19 protein-coding genes are annotated in these 18215 nt (G+C 66.9%); 8 read left to right on the top strand and 11 right to left on the bottom strand.

Annotated elements, in window-relative coordinates:
• Positions 1 to 243: 243 nt before the first annotated feature.
• The gene (locus IM543_13415; protein QOY96675.1) at positions 244 to 2610 is read left to right on the top strand and encodes a PBP1A family penicillin-binding protein; all 2367 of its coding nucleotides are present in this window, start codon (positions 244 to 246) and stop codon (positions 2608 to 2610) included.
• Here the strand turns inward: IM543_13415 and IM543_13410 are convergent.
• The 3 genes from IM543_13410 to IM543_13400 all read right to left on the bottom strand — a co-directional run bounded on the left by IM543_13410 (position 2603) and on the right by IM543_13400 (position 5466).
• Complete coding sequence (locus IM543_13410) at positions 2603 to 3139, bottom strand: M23 family metallopeptidase (protein QOY92613.1); 537 nt, start codon at positions 3137 to 3139, stop codon at positions 2603 to 2605. The genes IM543_13415 and IM543_13410 overlap by 8 nt on opposite strands.
• Positions 3140 to 3200: 61 nt before the next feature.
• A complete protein-coding gene (locus IM543_13405; protein QOY92612.1) occupies positions 3201 to 5063 on the bottom strand; it encodes a sensor histidine kinase in 1863 nt (620 codons plus the stop codon).
• A gap of 223 nt (positions 5064 to 5286) precedes the next feature.
• Positions 5287 to 5466, bottom strand: a complete 180-nt coding sequence (locus IM543_13400) for a DUF3606 domain-containing protein (GenBank protein ID QOY92611.1) — start codon at positions 5464 to 5466, stop codon at positions 5287 to 5289.
• A gap of 184 nt (positions 5467 to 5650) precedes the next feature.
• Between IM543_13400 and IM543_13395 the strand changes: the two genes are divergently transcribed.
• Both IM543_13395 and IM543_13390 read left to right on the top strand, forming a co-directional pair.
• A complete protein-coding gene (locus IM543_13395) occupies positions 5651 to 5974 on the top strand; it encodes a thioredoxin family protein (protein ID QOY92610.1) in 324 nt (107 codons plus the stop codon).
• The gene (locus tag IM543_13390; protein ID QOY92609.1) at positions 5971 to 7287 is read left to right on the top strand and encodes an MHS family MFS transporter; all 1317 of its coding nucleotides are present in this window, start codon (positions 5971 to 5973) and stop codon (positions 7285 to 7287) included. Before IM543_13395 ends, IM543_13390 begins: the two co-directional genes overlap by 4 nt.
• Positions 7288 to 7360: 73 nt before the next feature.
• Here the strand turns inward: IM543_13390 and IM543_13385 are convergent, their stop codons facing one another.
• Together IM543_13385 and IM543_13380 are read right to left on the bottom strand one after the other, a co-directional pair.
• The gene (locus IM543_13385; protein QOY92608.1) at positions 7361 to 8170 is read right to left on the bottom strand and encodes a DUF481 domain-containing protein; all 810 of its coding nucleotides are present in this window, start codon (positions 8168 to 8170) and stop codon (positions 7361 to 7363) included.
• A 134-nt stretch (positions 8171 to 8304) separates the two neighbouring features.
• On the bottom strand, positions 8305 to 9630 hold the full coding sequence (locus IM543_13380) for an NCS2 family permease (GenBank protein QOY92607.1): 1326 nt from the start codon (positions 9628 to 9630) through the stop codon (positions 8305 to 8307).
• A 163-nt stretch (positions 9631 to 9793) separates the two neighbouring features.
• Here IM543_13380 and IM543_13375 point away from each other — a divergent pair, with 163 nt between their 5' ends.
• Together IM543_13375 and IM543_13370 are read left to right on the top strand one after the other, a co-directional pair.
• Complete coding sequence (locus IM543_13375) at positions 9794 to 11002, top strand: hypothetical protein (protein QOY92606.1); 1209 nt, start codon at positions 9794 to 9796, stop codon at positions 11000 to 11002.
• 409 nt (positions 11003 to 11411) lie between these two features.
• Complete coding sequence (locus tag IM543_13370) at positions 11412 to 12593, top strand: glycosyltransferase family 1 protein (protein QOY92605.1); 1182 nt, start codon at positions 11412 to 11414, stop codon at positions 12591 to 12593.
• A 193-nt stretch (positions 12594 to 12786) separates the two neighbouring features.
• Here the strand turns inward: IM543_13370 and IM543_13365 are convergent, their stop codons facing one another.
• Positions 12787 to 13017 (bottom strand): hypothetical protein, encoded by a 231-nt coding sequence (locus IM543_13365; GenBank protein QOY92604.1) that lies wholly within the window; start codon positions 13015 to 13017, stop codon positions 12787 to 12789.
• Between the two features lie 183 nt (positions 13018 to 13200).
• Positions 13201 to 14295 (bottom strand): mechanosensitive ion channel family protein, encoded by a 1095-nt coding sequence (locus tag IM543_13360; protein QOY92603.1) that lies wholly within the window; start codon positions 14293 to 14295, stop codon positions 13201 to 13203.
• A 406-nt stretch (positions 14296 to 14701) separates the two neighbouring features.
• Between IM543_13360 and IM543_13355 the strand changes: the two genes are divergently transcribed.
• The gene (locus IM543_13355) at positions 14702 to 15544 is read left to right on the top strand and encodes a phytanoyl-CoA dioxygenase family protein (GenBank protein QOY92602.1); all 843 of its coding nucleotides are present in this window, start codon (positions 14702 to 14704) and stop codon (positions 15542 to 15544) included.
• A 103-nt stretch (positions 15545 to 15647) separates the two neighbouring features.
• Here the strand turns inward: IM543_13355 and IM543_13350 are convergent, their stop codons facing one another.
• From IM543_13350 to IM543_13335, 4 genes are all read right to left on the bottom strand, one after another.
• Complete coding sequence (locus tag IM543_13350) at positions 15648 to 15920, bottom strand: hypothetical protein (GenBank protein QOY92601.1); 273 nt, start codon at positions 15918 to 15920, stop codon at positions 15648 to 15650.
• Positions 15921 to 15986: 66 nt separating this feature from the next.
• Positions 15987 to 16253: a hypothetical protein gene (locus IM543_13345; GenBank protein ID QOY92600.1), complete on the bottom strand. Its 267-nt coding sequence runs from the start codon at positions 16251 to 16253 to the stop codon at positions 15987 to 15989.
• 2 nt (positions 16254 to 16255) lie between these two features.
• Entirely contained in the window at positions 16256 to 16513 is a 258-nt protein-coding gene (locus tag IM543_13340; protein QOY92599.1) for a hypothetical protein, read from the bottom strand.
• Entirely contained in the window at positions 16514 to 16906 is a 393-nt protein-coding gene (locus IM543_13335) for a hypothetical protein (GenBank protein QOY92598.1), read from the bottom strand.
• 177 nt (positions 16907 to 17083) lie between these two features.
• On the opposite strand from IM543_13335, the gene IM543_13330 reads away from it, so the two are divergent.
• Together IM543_13330 and IM543_13325 are read left to right on the top strand one after the other, a co-directional pair.
• A complete protein-coding gene (locus IM543_13330; GenBank protein QOY92597.1) occupies positions 17084 to 17875 on the top strand; it encodes a DNA/RNA non-specific endonuclease in 792 nt (263 codons plus the stop codon).
• 10 nt (positions 17876 to 17885) lie between these two features.
• On the top strand, positions 17886 to 18143 hold the full coding sequence (locus tag IM543_13325; protein ID QOY92596.1) for a hypothetical protein: 258 nt from the start codon (positions 17886 to 17888) through the stop codon (positions 18141 to 18143).
• The last annotated feature ends 72 nt before the right edge of the window (positions 18144 to 18215 follow it).

Raw genomic sequence — 18215 nt, 5'->3', positions numbered from 1 at the left:
TGCCGCATTAACAAGGCGCGCAATGTCCCCGACACCGCGCGTTCGCACAAGAGCATGGCGCGCTGCGCGCGCGCCCAGCCGCCATTTGCAGCAAGGATTCGTATCGTGGACCAGGAAGAAAAAATCGAACCCCATTCGGGACCGGAGGGCAGCGCATCCGATCGCACGCGCCGCGCCGCCTTCGGCCGGCAGGGCCGGCGCCTGTTCGACCGCGCCCGTGGGCGCGCCCGGGCCGGGTATGCGATGGCGCTGGCGCGCCTGCGCGACCGCCCGCGCGCCGAGCAGGCCCTGCTCATCGGGCTGTGGGCAACGGCGGCCGGCCTGATGGCCTTCTTCCTCTACCTGGTGATCCTGATTCCGCTCACCCCCGGCATCGACGACCTGCGCCAGGCCAACACCGCGCGCCCGAGCGTGATCCTGTCGGCCGATGGCAAGGAGCTGGGCAGCTTCGAGAAGGGCCTGCAGGAACGGGTCAGGCTGTCGCAGATTTCCCCGCACGTGGTCAAGGCGCTGATTTCCACCGAAGACCACCGCTTCTACGACCACCACGGCATCGACTTCCGGCGCGTGGCCGGCGCCCTGGTCGCGACGCTCAAGGGCGACGCCCAGGGCGGCTCGACCATTACCCAGCAGCTGGCGCGCAATATGTTCCCCGAAGCGATCGGGCGTTCGCGCAACCTGAACCGCAAGATGAAGGAACTGATCACCGCGATCAAGATCGAGAACACCTACAGCAAGACCGAAATCCTCGAAGCCTACCTGAACACGGTGCCCTTCCTGTACAACGCCTACGGCATCGAGATGGCGGCGCGCACCTATTTCGGCAAGCCGGCCGCCAGGCTCGACGTGCTGGAAGCGGCGACCCTGGTGGGCATGCTCAAGGGTACCCATTACTATAACCCGGTGGCCAATCCGGAACGCTCCAAGAAGCGCCGCAACGTGGTGCTGTCGCAGATGGCCAAGCACGGGGCCTTCAGCGAGGCGCGCTACCGCGCGCTGGCCAAGCGCCCGCTGCGGGTACGTTTCGCGCGCCTGAACGACCGCAGCGGCAAGGACGACCATTTCACCGCCTACGTGCGCAAGTGGCTGCTCGACTGGGCCGAGGAGAACGACTACGACCTGCAGCTCGACGGCCTGGTGGTACACACCACGCTCGACCAGGAACTGCAGGCGGCGGCGGTACGCGCGGTGGCGCGCCAGACCAATACGCTGCAGGCCATCGCCGACGTCGAATGGGCCTACCGGGGAATGCCGCGCTCGACCTCGACCGGCATGTATACGTCGATGCGCGACGACGTCGATCCGTTCTCGTATTACTGGGCCTCGCATGCACGCGAACTGGACGCATTCGTGCGCGAGAGCGGCGAGTACCGCGGCGCCGTCGAGGACGGCGAAGCCCCGGCCGGCGCCCTTGAGCGCCTGAAGGCCGACCGCGCATTCATGCGCGGGCTGAAGGCGGCCAAGTCGCGCCTGGAGGCGGGTTTCGTGGCGATGGACCCGCATACCGGCGAGGTCCGGGCCTGGGTCGGCAGCCGCAGCTTCGAGCGCGACCAGTTCGACCACGTGGTGCAGGCGTCGCGCCAGCCCGGCTCGACCTTCAAGCCGATCGTCTACGCGGCCGCGCTCGAAAGCGGCATCCCGCCCGACCAGCGCTACCGCGACGTGGTGCAGGACATCCGCATCGGCGGCACGGTCTGGCGCCCCACCGACATGGCGGGCAGCAGCGGCGCCATGATGAGCATGCGCGACGGCCTGGTCTACTCGAAGAACACCATCACCGCGCAGGTGATGCAGCAGGTCGGCGTGAGCCCGGTGGTGCGGCTGGCCCGGAACATGGGCATCCGCGAGAGCAAGTTGTCGGCCGTGCCTTCGCTGGCCCTCGGCACCAGTCCGGTGACCCTGCTCGAGATGGTCAGCGCCTACAGCACCATCGCGGCGCAGGGCGAGTACCGCAAGCCGGTGTTCGTGCGCCGCATCACCGACCGCGACGGCAAGACCATCGCCGACTTCGCGCCCGATGCCCCCGAACGCGTGCTGTCGCAGGAGGCTGCGGTGACCCTGATCGATATCCTGCGCGGGGTGGTCAGCCGCGGCACCGGCGGCGGGGTACGCTACCGCTTCGGCATCGACGGCGACGTGGCCGGCAAGACCGGCACCACCCAGAACAATACCGACGGTTGGTTCATCCTGATGCACCCGAACCTGGTAACGGGCGCCTGGGTGGGCTTCAACGACAACCGGGTGAGCATGCGCAGCAGTTACTGGGGGCAGGGCGGTCACAACGCGCTGCTGCTGGTGGGCGACTTCATGCGCTCGGCCCTCGACAGCGGCAAGCTGGACCCGGATGCGATGCTGCCGGGCGGGCGTCCGGCGCCGCCGCGCCAGGTGGAGGAGCCCGAATACGTCGAAGAGGGACCGGGCGAGCTCGAACTCGAGGGCGAGATGCCGGCGGAAGACGCCGAGATGCCCGACCCGGCGCCGATCGAGGACGAGGATGTGCCGGCGCCGCAGCCGTTCCAGCCGGCGCCGGTGCAGACGGCGCCGCCCCCGGCCGGCTTGCCCGAGCTTCGGCCGCCGGCGCCGGCCGCCGGCGACGAAGACATCATCTAGGCGCGGCCTTGAGCAAGGGATAGGGATTGAGCGGCCCATCCCTGCCATACACGCCGTAGTGCAGGTGTGGCGGCGTGGTCTTCGCATTCCCGCTATTGCCGACATAGCCGAGCAGGCGGCCTTGCTCGACCCGCATGCCCGGCGCCACGTCCGAGAAACGGTCGAGGTGGGCATAGTAATGCCGTTGCCCGCCCGGCCCCAGCACCCATACCACCTCGCCGCCGAGGCGGTTGGTCCCGACCCGCAAGACGATGCCCTCGGTGGCCGAGCGCACCGCGGTCCCGCGCCTGGCGAAGATGTCGATCCCTTCGTGCTTGCGGCCCTCGCTGCGGGCCGCATGCCAGGTATCGCGCAGTGCTTTCGGCCGCACCCCGCTTACCGGCATCGCCAGCGTGCCCGGGACCGGCATGGCCTGCAGGCGCATCGCGTACACGGCATGACGCAGCCAGGGGCCGAGCAGGCCCCAGATGGCGAGCAGCACGATGGCAATGATCGCGGCCCGCAGCAGGCCGCCCAGAAAGCTTCGCATGTGGCGCTCCATGAAGTGTCCGATACCGGACAGGTATGGGCGGCAGCGTCGATTTACAGGTTCAGGCAGGGTCGAGGCTTGGACGCGGGAGGCCCGATGCGCGCGCCGAGGCCGGGTCGGCGTCGAATCCCGTTGCCGCGCGCAGCGGGAGCACCAGGGTGAAGGTGCAGCCCAGGCCGACGCCGGCGCTATGCACCGACACCCGGCCGCCGTGCAGGGCGCTGAGTTCCTTCACCAGTGCCAGGCCGAGGCCCAGGCCGCCCTGGGCACGGTCGATGCTCGTCGGCCCCTGGACCAGCACGTCGAAGATCACCGGCAGCAGATCGGGCGCGAGCCCGACGCCGCTGTCGCGGACCTCGACCACCGCCTCCTGGTCTCGCACACTGCAACTGACGGCGATGCCGCCGCCGGCCGGCGTGTACTTGATGGCGTTGTGCAGCAGGTTGTCGACGATCTGCTCGAGGCGGGTGCGGTCGCCGTCGACCCAGGCCGGCGCCAGTGCGACCTCCCAGGCGTGCTTGCCGGCGTCCACCAGGCGCTTGGCCTCGACGCAGGAACGCAGCACCTCGCCCAGGTCCACGGGCCCGCGCCGCAGCACGATCTTGCCGGACAGGATGCGCTGGACGTCCAGCAGGTCGTCCACGATCCGGGTCAGGTGGCGCATCTGGCGCCGGCTGATCTCGCGGGCATTGTCCGCCAGTTCCGGCTTCACGTTCGGCATGTCGAGCACGCTCATGGCGCCGGAGATTGCCGCCAGCGGGTTGCGCAGTTCGTGCCCGAGCATCGCCAGGAAGCCGTCCTTGGCCCGGCTTTGCGCTTCGGCCACGCGGCGTGCGCGCTGTTCGCTGATCAGCAACTGCTCGCGCTCGTGCTGCAGGGCCTGGCGCGCCGCGCTTTCGCGCGACAGGGCTTCGCTGGTGAAATGCAGGCCGTCGAGCAGGGCGTCGACCTCGTCGACCCGGGTCGGGCGCGGCTTGGCGATCGCGCCGCGCGCCAGGGAATTGGCGACGCTGCCGGCCCGTTGCAGGGCGTTGGTGAGCTTGTTGCCGAAATAGACGGCGATCAGCAGGGCGATGCCCATCAGGACGAGCAGGGCGACCGTCGCGTACAGGGCGGCGGCGCGCGCGGCCGATTCGACGGCGGCCACCGGCACCCCGATCACGATGGTCCAGCCACTGACGGCTGCGCGCGTATAGACCCCGTACACCTCGGTGCCTTCGTGCGTGACGTGGCGCAGCACGCCGCTCCCCGCATGCTGGACGGCCAGGCGCATCTCCGGGTGCATCGGCTTGCCGGCCGACCGGGCGCCATTGTGGTTGCGGGCGATGGTGACGCCGTTCGCATCGAAGATGCCGACCAGCCAGCTGGCTTCGAGGGCACTGCCGGCAAATACTCGCTCAAAATAGCGTGCGTCGAACACCTGGCTGACCACGAAGCGTACCGGATGCCCGGGCGGCGTGGGCACATCCACCGAGACGACGGCCCGTTTCGAGGCACTGCCGATGAAATAGCCCGAGACCCGCGTCTTGCCGCTGGCCAGCACCTCGGCGGCGTAGCGGTTCTTCGTGCCCGGCAGTTCGGCGCCGTACGGGCGCAGCGTATTGAAGATCGGCCGGGTGTGCTCGTCCACCATGGTGGTCCAGGACAGCGGATCGGCAGCGTTCAGGCGCGCGGCCAGGCGGTACACACGCGGAAGATTCCCCTCGCCCAGGCTTTCCGAATTGGCGATGACGCGCAGCAGGGCTTCCTTGACGGCGATCTCGCGGTCGACCAGCAGGGCGGTGGCGCGTGCGGTTTCCTGCACCCGTTGGATGCGCGATTCGCGTTCCCAGTCGAGCAGCATCGACACCCCGATCCAGAACGCCAGGGCAACCGGAATCAGGATGGCGGCAGCCATCAGGAACAGATGGGTGCGCGTCTTCATGTGGATGGGCGGGGCGGAGTGGTGTGTTGCACGGGCAGAATTATTGTGTTATAGCAAGCCCCTGAAGCTTAACAGGTTTGCCCGTATCTCTGAATTGTTTTTCGTGGCGTGCTTGCCGGTCGGGCCCGGGCTGCAGCGGGCGTTCCAGAATAGCCATCCACCCATGCGCGCGCGGCGGCCGTGCCGGCGCCGCGGGCAGCGCGGTTGCCGCCCGCGGCGTGGATCAGTGGCGCTTCAGGTGTTCGCGCACGGCGTCGGCGCTCGGGCCCACCTGTTGCACGGCGCGCTCGAGCTCTTCCTTGCTCACGCCCAGCGCCTCGGTCCAGTGACGCACCTCCCAATCCTCGTGCACGTTGATGCGGGCGCGGTCCTGGGCGCCGCGATTTTGCAGGTTGTCGGACATGATTGTCTCCTTGATTACATTTGCCTGAGGCCAGAGTGCCAGTCGCAGCAGATGTGTTCCGTACGGTATTTCACCAACGGGGAGGTGGCAGTACCGGAATCGTCCGGCCGGCCGTGCCAGTGGCAACTTTTTGAGGTACGCTTGCCATATCAACAGCAATCCGGCACAAGAACAGGAGACCCGCATGTCCGCACCCTACGAAACCACCCAGCCAGAACGCAGCGCCGTCGACGCCATGACGGGCACCGTGATGCTCGATTTCGGCGCCAACTGGTGCGGCTATTGCCGCGCCGCCGAGCCGCTCATCGACGAGGCGGTGGGGGACAGCGCGTCGGTGCGCCACCTGAAGGTGGAGGACGGCCCGGGACGGCCGCTGGGACGCTCGTTCCGCATCAAGTTGTGGCCGACCGTGGTCGTGCTCAAGGATGGCCAGGAGGTCGCCCGCGTGGTGCGCCCGGTATCGAGCGACGAAGTGCGCGTGGCGCTCGCCCAGGCAGGTAGAGCATGAGCGCTGCGGCAGCATTCGCATCCGGCAACACCCCCGCCAACAAGCCGCGCACCGTTCTGTTCGCGAGCCTGATCGGCACCACCATCGAGTTCTACGACTTTTATATCTATGCCACCGCCGCGGTGCTGGTATTCCCGCGCCTGTTCTTTCCGACTGCCGATCCGGCCGCCGCCACCCTGCAGTCGCTGGCCACCTTCGCGATCGCTTTTTTCGCACGTCCGGTCGGCTCGGCCGTGTTCGGGCATTTCGGCGACCGCATCGGGCGCAAGGCCACGCTGGTGGCAGCCCTGCTGACCATGGGCGTGTCCACCGTGCTGATCGGCCTGCTGCCCACCTACGCGAGTATCGGCACGCTGGCGCCGCTGCTGCTGGCCCTGTGCCGTTTCGGCCAGGGGCTGGGACTGGGCGGCGAGTGGGGCGGGGCGGTGCTGCTGGCCACCGAGAACGCGCCGCCGGGCAAGCGTGCCTGGTACGGCATGTTTCCGCAGCTGGGCGCGCCGATCGGCTTCTTCCTGTCGGGCGGCACCTTCCTGCTGCTGGACCGGTTCATGACCGATGCCGACTTTTTCAGCTATGGCTGGCGCATCCCCTTCCTGGCCAGCGCACTGCTGGTGATCGTCGGGCTGTACGTGCGCCTGAAGATCACCGAGACGCCCGACTTCCAGAAGGTACTGGACCGCAACGAGCGGGTCGCGCTGCCGGCGCTCGCGGTGCTGACGGTCCACACCCGCGCGCTGCTGCTGGGCACGGTCGTCGCGCTGGCGACCTTCGTGGTGTTCTACCTGATGACCGTGTTCGCGCTGAGCTGGGGCACGAGCCAACTGGGCTTTTCGCGCCAGCAATTCCTTAGCCTGCAATTGGTGGCGGTGGTGTTCTTCGGCCTCACCATCCCGCCCTCGGCGCTGCTGGCCGACCGCCATGGCCGGCGCACGGCGATGATCCTGGTCAGCGCGGCGATCGCCCTGTTCGGCCTGCTGTTCGGCCCCTTGTTCGGCGCGGGGACCTTGCTGGCGGTAGGCGGCTTCATGGTGCTCGGCATGTGCCTGGTCGGCTTTACCTACGGGCCACTGGGCACCCTGCTGGCCGAGATGTTTCCGCCCGAGGTGCGCTATACCGGCGCCTCGCTCACCTTCAACCTGGCCGGCATCCTGGGCGCCTCCCTGGCGCCGTATATCGCCACCTGGCTGGCGATCAACTACGGCCTCGCCTACGTCGGTTACTACCTGTCGGCCGCCGCATTGCTCAGCCTGGCCGCGCTGCTGGCGGTCGGCGGATCGCGGCCGGGCACGCCGCTGCGGGCCGCGCCGCGCTGAACCCGCCCTGGTCACGGCGCCGGCGTCGGCGCCGCATGCCTTCAGCCAGGATGCCGAAGGCGACGGGCTGTGATCAGAACGAGTAGACCATCGTCAGCGAGGTCTGGGTGTCGGTGTTCTTCTTGCCGTCCGGGACGCTGGTGTCGTTGCGGGCGCTGAAGCCCGCCTTCATCTGCATGGTGGAATTGATCTTGGTGCTGAGCGAGGTCTCGGCCACCGAACGGGTGTTCGAGGTGCCTTTCTCGACGCTGACCGTCTGGGCGAAGAAGGCCGAGGGGCTGACCCGCCAGCGGAACTGGGCCGCGCCGCGTACGGTCAGGCCGCTTTCGTCCTCGCCGGTGGCGCGTTCGCCGGTGAAATAGCCGGGACCGATCTCCACGTCGAGCGACTTGTCCTCGGCGTTCAGCCAGCGCGAACCGTGGCCGACCGCGATCGAGGAATAACGGGTATAGGCGCCGAACTTGTCGTTGACGTGCGAGCCCAGGATGAAGGCGCGCTTGCCTTCGCCCAGGAGCTTGAACGAGGCCTTGGCCGAAGCGGCGAAGCGTTCCGCCGATTTGCTGCGCTCGGTGTTGCCGTCCTCGTCCTCGTACTCGTCTTCCTTGAAGAAGCCGCTGACGATGAATTCATGGCTCCATTTCTCGGTCTCGTGACGCGCCTCGATCTTGCCGGTCACCGAGGTGCCGGTCGTATTGCCCGAGGTGGCGATCGCCCCCAGTTCGGCCGAGGTAAACCAGCCGCCTTCGGGGATCTCGGGCTTTGCGATCGTGAGGGGGCCGTGGACGTTGCCCACGGCGGGCAGGTCGATGTCGGCCAGGGCCGGAGCGTGGACGGCGCACAGGGCGAGCGCCAGGGTAGCTGCAGGGAATGTGACGTGTTTCATAAGCACCGTATTGCCAGCAAGATGCCCGACATTGTAACGCAAAGGCGGCTGAATTCGATGCTTTGAGACACACTTACTGAACTTTAATCTTGTCCACTAGATATTCCCGACACGACGGCAGGACGCTGGTCGCCTCAGGTGCCGACCCACACGATCTTGAAGGTGAACAGGGCGGCGATCACCCACACCACCGGCGCCACCTCGCGGGCGCGTCCGGTGAGCAGCTTGAGCACCGCATAGCTGATGAAACCGAAGGCGATGCCTTCCGCGATCGAGAAGGTGAACGGCATGGCCAGGGCGGTGACAGCGGCCGGGATGCTCTCGGTGGAATCGCCCCATTCGACCTCGCCCAGGTCGGACAGCATCAGGCAGGCCACGAACAGCAGGGCCGGGGCGGTGGCGTAGGCCGGCACCACGCCGGCCAGCGGTGCGATGAACAGACAGGCCAGGAACAGCACCGCCACGGTGAGCGCGGTCAGGCCGGTGCGTCCGCCGGCCTGCACGCCGGAGGCGCTTTCCAGGTAGGCGGTGGTGCTCGAGGTGCCCAGGATGCTGCCGGCGACGATCGCGCCGCTGTCGGCCAGCAAGGCCTTGTTCAGGCGGTCCATCTTGCCGTCGACCAGCAGGCCGGCGCGGCGCGCCACGCCCATCAGGGTGCCGGTGGCGTCGAACAGCTCGACCAGGAAGAACACCAGCACCACGTTCAGGATGCCGACCGACAGGGCGCCCGGAATGTCGAGCTGGAACAGGGTGGGCGAGATCGAGGGCGGCGCCGAGAAGATGCCGCGATAGGTGTTCCCGCCGAAGAAGAAGGACAGCACCGTGACCAGCACGATGCCGATCAGGATCGCCCCCTTCACGCGCAGGCGGTCAAGCGCGACGATGGCGAAAAAGCCGACCACGGCCATGATGGCTTCCGGCTTGTGCAGGTCGCCGGCCTTGACCAGGGTGGGCTCGCTGGCCACCACGATGCCGGCGTTCTTCAGGGCGATCAGGGCCAGGAACATGCCCAGGCCGACCGTGATGGCCACCCGCATCGACTTGGGGATGCCGTTGACGATCATGCCGCGCAGGCCCAGCAGCGATACCAGGATGAACAGGCAGCCCGAAATGAAGACCGCGCCCAGCGCCGCCGGCCATGCCACCCCCATGCCGAGCACCACGGCATAGGCGAAGTAGGCGTTCAGGCCCATCCCCGGCGCCATCGCGATCGGGTAGTTCGCGTACAGGCCCATCACGGCGGTGCCGAGCGCCGCCACCAGGCAGGTGGCGACGAACACCGACTCCTTCGGCATGCCGGCGTCGCCCAGGATCGACGGGTTGACAAAGATGATGTAGACCATTGTCAGGAAGGTGGTCAGGCCGGCGACGAGTTCGGTGCGGACGTCGGTGCCGCTTTGGGTGAGCTTGAAGAATCGGTCGAGCATTGCTGCGCTCCATGGTTGTTTTTGCCGAAGCATAACACTCCTGGGGGCCTCGGCGCGAGTAAAGGAGTCGGGCAACGGACTCTGGCAAAGGAGGCGAGCAAATGCCGGGCGGCGCGGTGGCCGGGACCCGAAACGGCCCCGCACTCGCATGCCGATGCGCTAACATGGCATCTTCCTCATCTGCCCCTACCATGCCATGCCGAAGAATAAGCGCCCGCTGCCCCGCACCTCCAACAACCCGCGCGAGCCGGACAATGCCTCGCTGGCCCAGGAACTGGCCGACCTCGCCCTGGCCATCGCCGAGCGCGAGGAAGCGCCCGGTTTCGGTTCTGCCTCCGAGCGCGAGGAAGAGTTGCTGGCCGCCGTGCGCAGGCTGCTGCGCAAGAAACGCGACGAAGCCCTGTACGAAGCGATCGAAGTGGCGCGCTACACCGACCCGGAAGCCTGTCGCCTGCTGCGCGGCCGCATCGAGGAGGAAGCCGCCAACCTGCGCCTGCGCAGGGACGACGGCAGCGAGTACGAGATCGATGCCTTCCTGATTCCGCTGTTCGTGCGCAGCGCCGGAGGCCTGCAGGCTGCCGAGACCTTCCAGGATCCGGAAGCCTACGAGGCGCTCGCCAACAGCTTCCACCCGGCCGGGCTGGAAAGCGCCGGCGGCAAGCTGGTGCTGGTGCAGCACGCCTACGACCTGGCCGAGATCGATCACGTCGCCTATTCGACCCTGCAGGAAATGCTGCGCGAAGCCGCCGCTTCCCTGCTCGAGAAGAAGCTGCGGCCGGCGCCGACCATCGAGGCCAGCATCCGCGGCTGGACCGGCGAGCGCTTTGCACCGGACGAGTCGGCGCTCGAACTGCGCTTCCTGCTCGGCTTCTCACTCAAGCGCAGCGGCGACCCGTTCTATATGGTGCCGGCCGACGAGGAAGGCGCCGATGCCTGGTACGCCGGGCGCGAGGAGCGCTACCGCGCCTGGACCTTCCAGGTCGCGCCGCTGGTGCGGCGCCTGCTGGCGCGCGACCCGGAGGCCGTCCATGTCGACTTCCTCTACCAGGACCTGTTCTACGGCGCCAAGGAACAGGGCGTCAGCGAGCTGAGCACGCTGGGGGTCCTGTCCGACGTCGCGCGCACGCTGGCGGACAAGGACCTGGCGCCGGACCGGGTTCACGCGGCCGTCGCGCCGCTCGACGCGGGCGAGCACATCGTGCTTCGGATTAACCTGTATGCCCTCGACGGTGGAAGCCCCTGGGGCAGCATCGAGACCCCGGTCGATCTGGCCGCCGACCTCGGCGCCGAGATCGACAACCTGTGCGACGCGCTGCTCTCGCTCGGCCTGGAAGGCGTCTCGGTGGCCGAAGGCTTCAGCGAGGACGGGCATCCCGAAGGCGCGCAAGCCTACCAGCCGGGCTGACGACAGCTCGGCGGCGGCGTCGACCGCCGCCCGGCGACGCGCCCGGCCGTTCCCGCCAAATGAAAATCGGCCCGCCGGTCTCCCGGCAGCGCCTGTGCACGCCCGTGCCCGGTAAAAACGACCAATCCGCACCGTAGTGGATCTTCTTGTATGAATGTAGGAAGTGCCCTACACGAGTGTGCTCATCGGGAGGGCTCTCCTATGAGAGTCTCCAGTTGTGTCCGATTCCAATATTACATATTAACAATGTTGCAATGCATAAATGAAAATATTGGAAAATTTGCATGTTACGATAGCAAAGTCCGGAGCGAGATCGAACCGCGATTGACGCACCCGGGGACTGGCACAGAGAGAAAAACCGCCAGGCTTTACCAACAGAATAGCGCCACGAAGGCGAAAGGAAACGACTATGCCGACCTTGATCGTGTTTTGCCACCTGCGCTGGGACTTTGTATTCCAGCGTCCACAGCACCTGATGACCCGTCTGGCGGAACACTACGATATCCTGTTTGTCGAGGAACCGGTGTATAGCGAAGGGCAGGCATACCTGAAGAAGACGGCCGTCGCGCCGAATATCACGGTGTGCCAGCCGCATACCGCGATCCATGCACCAGGCTTCCATGACGACCAGATCCCGACCCTGCAGTCCCTGCTGGCCGATCTCGTGCCGGGCGGCGAACAGCCGGTGGTCTGGTTCTATACCCCGATGGCGCTGCCGCTGCTGCAGGGCCTGAACCCGTCCAAGGTGGTCTACGACTGCATGGACGAGCTGGCAATGTTCAAGAATGCGCCGAAACAGCTGTTGCAGCGCGAGAGCGCGCTGCTGAACATGGCCGACGTCGTCTTCACCGGCGGCCCCAGCCTGTACCAGTCCAAGCGCGATCGTCACGCCAATGCCCACTGCTTCTCGAGCAGCGTCGACGCCAAGCACTTCCACCAGGCGCGGGACCGCGACATCTCGCATCCTGACCAGGCCGGCATCCCGCATCCGCGCCTCGGCTTCTACGGCGTGATCGACGAGCGCCTCGACGTCGACCTGGTGTCGGCGCTGGCCGACGCGCACCCGGAATGGCAGATCGTGATGGTCGGCCCGGTCGTGAAGATCGATCCGGCGACCCTGCCGAAGCAGCCGAATGTCCACTACATGGGCCAGCGCACCTATGACCAGCTGCCGCAGTTCCTGGCCGGCTGGGACGTCTGCCTGCTGCCGTTCGCGATGAACGATTCGACCAAGTTCATCAGCCCGACCAAGGTGCTCGAGTACATGGCGGCCGAACTGCCGGCGGTCTCGACGCCGATCACCGACGTCAAGGTACCGTATGGCGACGTTGTCGCGATCGCCGCGACCCAGCAAGAGTTCATTGCCGCCTGCGAACGCCAGCTGGCCTTGACCGAGAGCGAGCGCCAGGCCATGGCCAAGCGCATGCGCGAAGTGGTGGCGAACACCTCGTGGGACCTGACCGCGTCGCGCATGCACGAACTGATCGAAAGCGCCGTTGCGGGCCGCCATGCGCGCCTGTCGGCCACGCCGGAGGCCGTCAAGGCGATGCCGGTCAAGTCCACCCCGGTGCCGGTCGCGAAGACCGCCTGACAGGGTAAGCGGCCTGCGTTCCGGGAATCCGGCACGCAGGCTGGCGACGGCACGGCGGCGGACCCTTCGGGGTACCGCCGCCGTGTTTTTTTAGGCTCATCCATCGTGAAAGCCGACGGCGCCCAATAAAAACGGCGGGGCGTCCTGGACGTCCCGCCGGCTGTCGCGCTACCGTGAGGATCAGGGCATCCGCCTAGCGGTTGCCGCCGCGTCCGCTGCTGCCACTGCTGCCACTGCCGCTCTGCTGGTTGCCGTCATTCTTGTGGCTCATGCGGCCGGCTTCGCGTGCTTCCTGCGAGTTGAACTCGTGGGCATTGCCCGAGGCGTGGGCGGCGCGGCCGCCCTGCGCGGCGATTTCTCGCTGGCGTTGCGGGTCCATCGCAGCGAAGCCGCGCTTGCTGTTTCCCTGCTTGTTCGAGGCCATGATGATCTCCTTATCGATGACAGGGTTGGTTGGGGTCTCTCCCGGGCCGGTGCTCCGCGTCCTGCGGATGGCGTGTCCCGGAAGAGGTGAGTCCATCATAGGGCAGCGATCTCGGCTTCGAAATAGGACTGTCCGGCCCATCACTGTAGGACCGGTCCCGCGCATACCGCCGCGCTCGCGCGTTCAATGCTGCGCCGGGCCGCCGGGTGCCGCCGCGGCGGGCGGCCAGCCGTCGGCCGGGTCGTGCGAATCGGCCACCCGTATCACCGACAGCGGATGCGCGAACTGGATGCCTTCGCGCTGGAAGGCGCGGTAGATCTGCAGCAGGACGTCCTGCTGCGCATCCATGTGCAGGAGATAGTCCGGGCTCTTGAAGTGGTACACCACCTCGAAGTCGAGCGACCAGTCGCCATAGCGGAAGAAGTGGGCGCGTTCGAAGTCGACGTCGTCGCGCCGGCTGACGAGTTCGCGGATCATCGCCGGAATCGCCGTCACCTGCGCCTCGCTGGTGCCGTAGGCGATGCGCAGGACGAAGGCGACCCGGCGCGACGCCATGCGCTTGTGGTTATGGATCCTGCTCCTGAGCAGCTCGCCGTTGGAAAACACGATCTGTTCGCCGCCCAGGCCGCGCAGGCGGGTGGTTTTCAGGCCGATGTACTCGACCGCGCCCAGGGCATCGCCCACGATGATGAAGTCGCCTACCTCGAAGGGCTTGTCGAGCATGATGGACAGCGAAGCGAACAGGTCGCCGAGAATGTTCTGGGTGGCCAGGGCCACCGCGATGCCGCCGATGCCCAGGCTGGCGACCAGCGTGGTGATGTTGAAGCCGAAGTTATCCAGCAACATCAGGAAGGCCACGGTCCAGACGACCAGGCGCAGCATGAAGAACAGGATCGTGCTCGAGGCCTTGCGCGCGCCGTCGCCGGGCGTGGCCAGCAGCTGGCTGCGCCAGCCGCGCAGGGCGGTGTCGCCCCAGATGCCGAGCTGTACGACCAGCGAGGCCACCGCCACCCGCGACACCACCAGGCGCCAGCTGTCCGGCATCTGGAGGAAGATGCTGCCGAGGTAAACCCCGATGGCCAGCTGGAACACCAGGTAGCTCCGGTCGAGCATCAGGACCAGCAGGTCGTCGATCCGGGTCGCGGTGCGCCGCGCCCGGTTGCCCAGGCGGCGCACGACCAGGATGCGCAGGACGACCATCACGGCTGTCGTGCCGAGGCAGACGCCGACCGCCAGCATCCAGTTTTCCAGGTCATTATTGCTCAGCAAAAACTTCATCCATGCACTCCACCGCGCACCGCAGCAAAAGGCGACAGTGTGCGGTCCGGACGGCATGCGGCGCGCACAATTGGCCGCGGTGCGCGCGCTTGTGCCACCTGACGCACGGGCCGGCGCGGGTTACGCCGTCCGCGAGCAGCGCGTGCACGGCCGGGCGCTCGCAGATGCACAGCACGCCGGCCTGGTTCGCCGCCGTCACGGCCATCCCCTCGGAGCCGCTGGTAGTCCCATGCTTCGATCCTGTTGTCGTTGCGGGCACGATCCACGGTCCGGATGCCGTCCTGTCGACGCTCCCGGGCGGGTTCGCTGCGCTCGCGCCGCGGCTTGGCAATTGTCAGTAGTATTTGCGTTTCGGCCAGTACCGGTACGGCCCGGGGGCCTTGGCCAGGACAGAGGAGGAGGGAGCATGGACAGCGGAGCAAACACCGCACAATCTGCGGAATACGATGTCGCCGACATCATGCGCGGCATCTACGGCGACGGCATCATCGGCTGCCGCGGCGCCTTCAGCCGCGAGCTGGTCGGAGAGCTGCGCGCGGACATCGACATGCTGTTCGACGAGGCGATGGCGCGCGAAGGCGGCGCCCTGAACCGTGGCCCGAACCGTTTCTACGTCGAGGTGCACCCGGAGCGCCTGCGCGCCTTCGCGACGATCGCCGCCCACCCATGGGTGCGGGCGGTCTGCAGCGCCGTGCTCGGACCCGAGTGGCGCATCGTCGAGGTCGGCTTTGACGTGCCGGGCCCCGGCGCCATGCACCAGCCCTGGCACCGCGACTTCGCCTCGCCGCCGGAAACGGTGCAGGGCAGGCGCCTCAGTTCGCTGGCCTTCAACCTCACCACCGTCGACGTGACCGAAGAGATGGGTCCTTTCGAGATTGCGCCGGGCACCCAATGGGACCTGTTCGAGGGCGATCCGATGTTCCCGGACCAGTCCCTCTACCCACGCTACGAAGCCCGTGCTCAGCGCAAGCTGCCGAAGGTGGGCGATATCTCGGCGCGTTCGGCCCTGACCATCCACCGCGGCACCGCCAATCGTTCGAAGTTGTCGCGACCGGTGCTGGTGGTCGGCGCCGACGCGCCGGATGCCACCAACGCCATCAAGCACGACCTGCAGATGTCGCGCGCATACTACGAGCGCCTGCCGGAGCAGGTGCGCCGGCACCTGAACTGCCGGGTGGTCGAGCAACTCGAGCCGATTCGCCAGGCGCACACGATCGAGGGCCTGAAGATGGGTGTGACCATGGGCTGAACGACGGCTGCACGACAGACAAGGCAGCGGGGGAGCGGGGAGCGGGAATGAAGCGCAAGGGGGCGGAATCAGGCACAGGCCGCGCATGGCGGCCTGGCAAGGCTTACTTTTTTTCCGGCACGCCCTGGGAGGGAACCGGGGTTTTCAGCGCATCCGGCACGGCGTCGGCGATGCCGTTTTCCGGCATCTGCCCGACCCGCCGGGCTTCATCGGAGTGCTGGTCGAGGCTGACTTCTTCGGCCACGTCGAAGCGGCCGTCGTCGGCGCCTTCTTCTCCGGGGAGCAGGTTCTCGGAACGCTGGTCCTGGCCGCCGGCCGCGACCGGGTTACCAGTGGGTTGGGCCGGGTCGTTTCCTGCTGGGTGTTGTGGGGCCATGCTGTCCTCCTGTTGACGGTTTTTCATGGTCCCATTATCGCGCCGCGCCCGGCGCTCGGGCGCACGCTAGCCGCGATCCTTGCGCGGCAGGTTCTTCTCGACGATCGCCCACACGATCAGGCCGTAAGCCAGGACCCGGATCAGGTAGTGCATGGGCGAATCCTCGCCAGCCTCGTTCAGCACCGCCGAGTACACCCGGTGCAATCCTTCGATGAAGAACGAGAGCGCGAAATACAGGAAGAAACGGTCACCCGTGTTACGCCAGAAGCGCAGGAAGAACAGGGCGATCGTGAGCGATGCCATCGAGATCGCACCGTACATCATCTGGGTCATCGTCACTCCTTTTCGTAGATCAGGCCGTAGAGCAGCAGCATGCATGCCGCCAGGGCGCTGATCACACGCAGCGGCATGAAATCGACCGTCGGGAACACGACCTTGTCGAAAATCAGGAACAAATTATTGAAGGTCATCACCGCGAAGCACAGCCCGCTCCAGAACAGGAGACGGTAGCGCGTGCGCCGGTAGCTGGCAAGCAGCAGCCAGGTACAGGCCAGTGACGTCAACATGCACAAGGTATAGATGAGTTCGCCCATTTACGAATCCTTTCGCAGGCGGAAGGCGTCGGCGAACTGCTGCGCCTTGCGGTCGAGTGTGGAATGGATGAGGTTGGTAACGTCCACCAGATGTCGAGCGTACACATCGGCCAGGCCGTCGATACGCTCGCGCAATTCGTCGGTGGCCGGCGCATAGCAGTAGCAGTGCTCGTCCGGAGCCGGACAAGACTCGGCCATGCCGGAACGGCAAAGCTCGTCGAGCAGGCCGAGCGCAGTGCGCTCGCTGGTGTACAGCCGGCGCGCGAGCATCTCACCGCTCCATTTCTGGCGGGGACTGGCGCGCAGCAAGAGCAGCGCCTCGAGGAAGGGCACGGAGGGGATGCTCGTCAAGACGAAACGACGCAACTCCTCAGGGATCGGCGGACGATTCATTCGCTTCGGGCTAACTTTCCCAAAAGGAATCTTTTGTTAAGAAAGGCGCAAGTGTAGCGCATTCTCGTGGGAAATGGAGTTTCAATCGTGCGCGAGTTGACGTGCTGCCATTTGCGCCCGCTCAAGCCCGTACGGATACAATGCGCGCTGACGATCCACGAATTGCCGTACACGACCATGCTCCTTTCTTCTCTGGCCCGCATCAAGCGTGCTGCTCTTTTCGCACTCCTGCTTGCCACTGGCGCAGTCCACGCCGCGGAAGCAAGCTGCGCCGACCACTATCTCGACGGCCGCCCCCCGGAGATCCGCAATCCGAAGCTGGGCGCGGCCACCCGCGCGCTGTGCTACCGCGAATTCGGCGTGCTGCATTCGGGTGTGACCCGTACCGCCCTGTGGTCGGCCGAACACCTGGCGCCCGGCCAGCTGGCGGCGGCCCGGGGGCTGGACCGCGACAACGCCTTCCATCCCGAGCCGCGCCTGCCGCGCGGGCAGCGGGCCGAACTGTCCGACTATGCCCGCAGCGGCTTCGACCGGGGCCACCTGGCGCCGAACGGCGACATGCCCGACCGCCGCGCCCAGCGCGAAAGCTTCTCGCTGGCCAACATGGTGCCCCAGGACCGCGACCACAACCGCCACATCTGGGCGCCCATCGAAGGCGCGGTGCGCCAAATGGCGAAGAAGGAGGGTTCGCTGTACGTGATCACCGGTCCGGCCTTCCTCGGCAGCAGCCTGCGCAAGGTCGGCAACGTGATCGTGCCGAGCCACCTGTACAAGGTGGTGTACAGTCCCCGCCAGAAGGCGGCTGCCGCCTGGTTCGTCGAGAACCGCGGCGACGCGCCGATCCAGGTCATCCCGGTGGCCGAACTCGAGCGCATCATCGGCATCGAGCTGCTGCCTTCCCTGACCCGCCAGCAAAAGGAACGCATGCTGGCGCTACCCAGGATTCGCCAAAGGAAGAGCCGGAACTAATGGAGAGCCCATGAGTCGCAACAAGAATTTCACCCCCTTCGCCAACGAAGCCGATGTGCTCGAGATCGGCAACCTGATGCTGGAGAACCGCCTCGACCGCATCAGTATCTCGGGCGATCTCGACCTGACCGCCGACAAGGCCGGACTGGCGGCGGCGCGCCGCCTGCACGAGCAACTCGGCGCCGTGGTCGCCGCCCTCGAAGCGCGCGCGCTTCCGGACCGCCTGCCGCCGCCCGATATCCGGCAGGTCGACAACCCCTTCGCCTGACCCCCGCGGTCCGCTTGCGCGCGGCGCAATCGCGCCGTATGCGCGGCTCATCATTCTAAGTAGCAAGGGTGC

Origin of the sequence: Massilia sp. UMI-21 (assembly GCA_015277795.1) — a bacterium.
Taxonomy (GTDB): Bacteria; Pseudomonadota; Gammaproteobacteria; order Burkholderiales; family Burkholderiaceae_D; genus Telluria.
The sequence above is the reverse complement of the archived record's forward strand: the minus strand, read 5'-3'. Positions and strand labels throughout refer to the sequence as shown.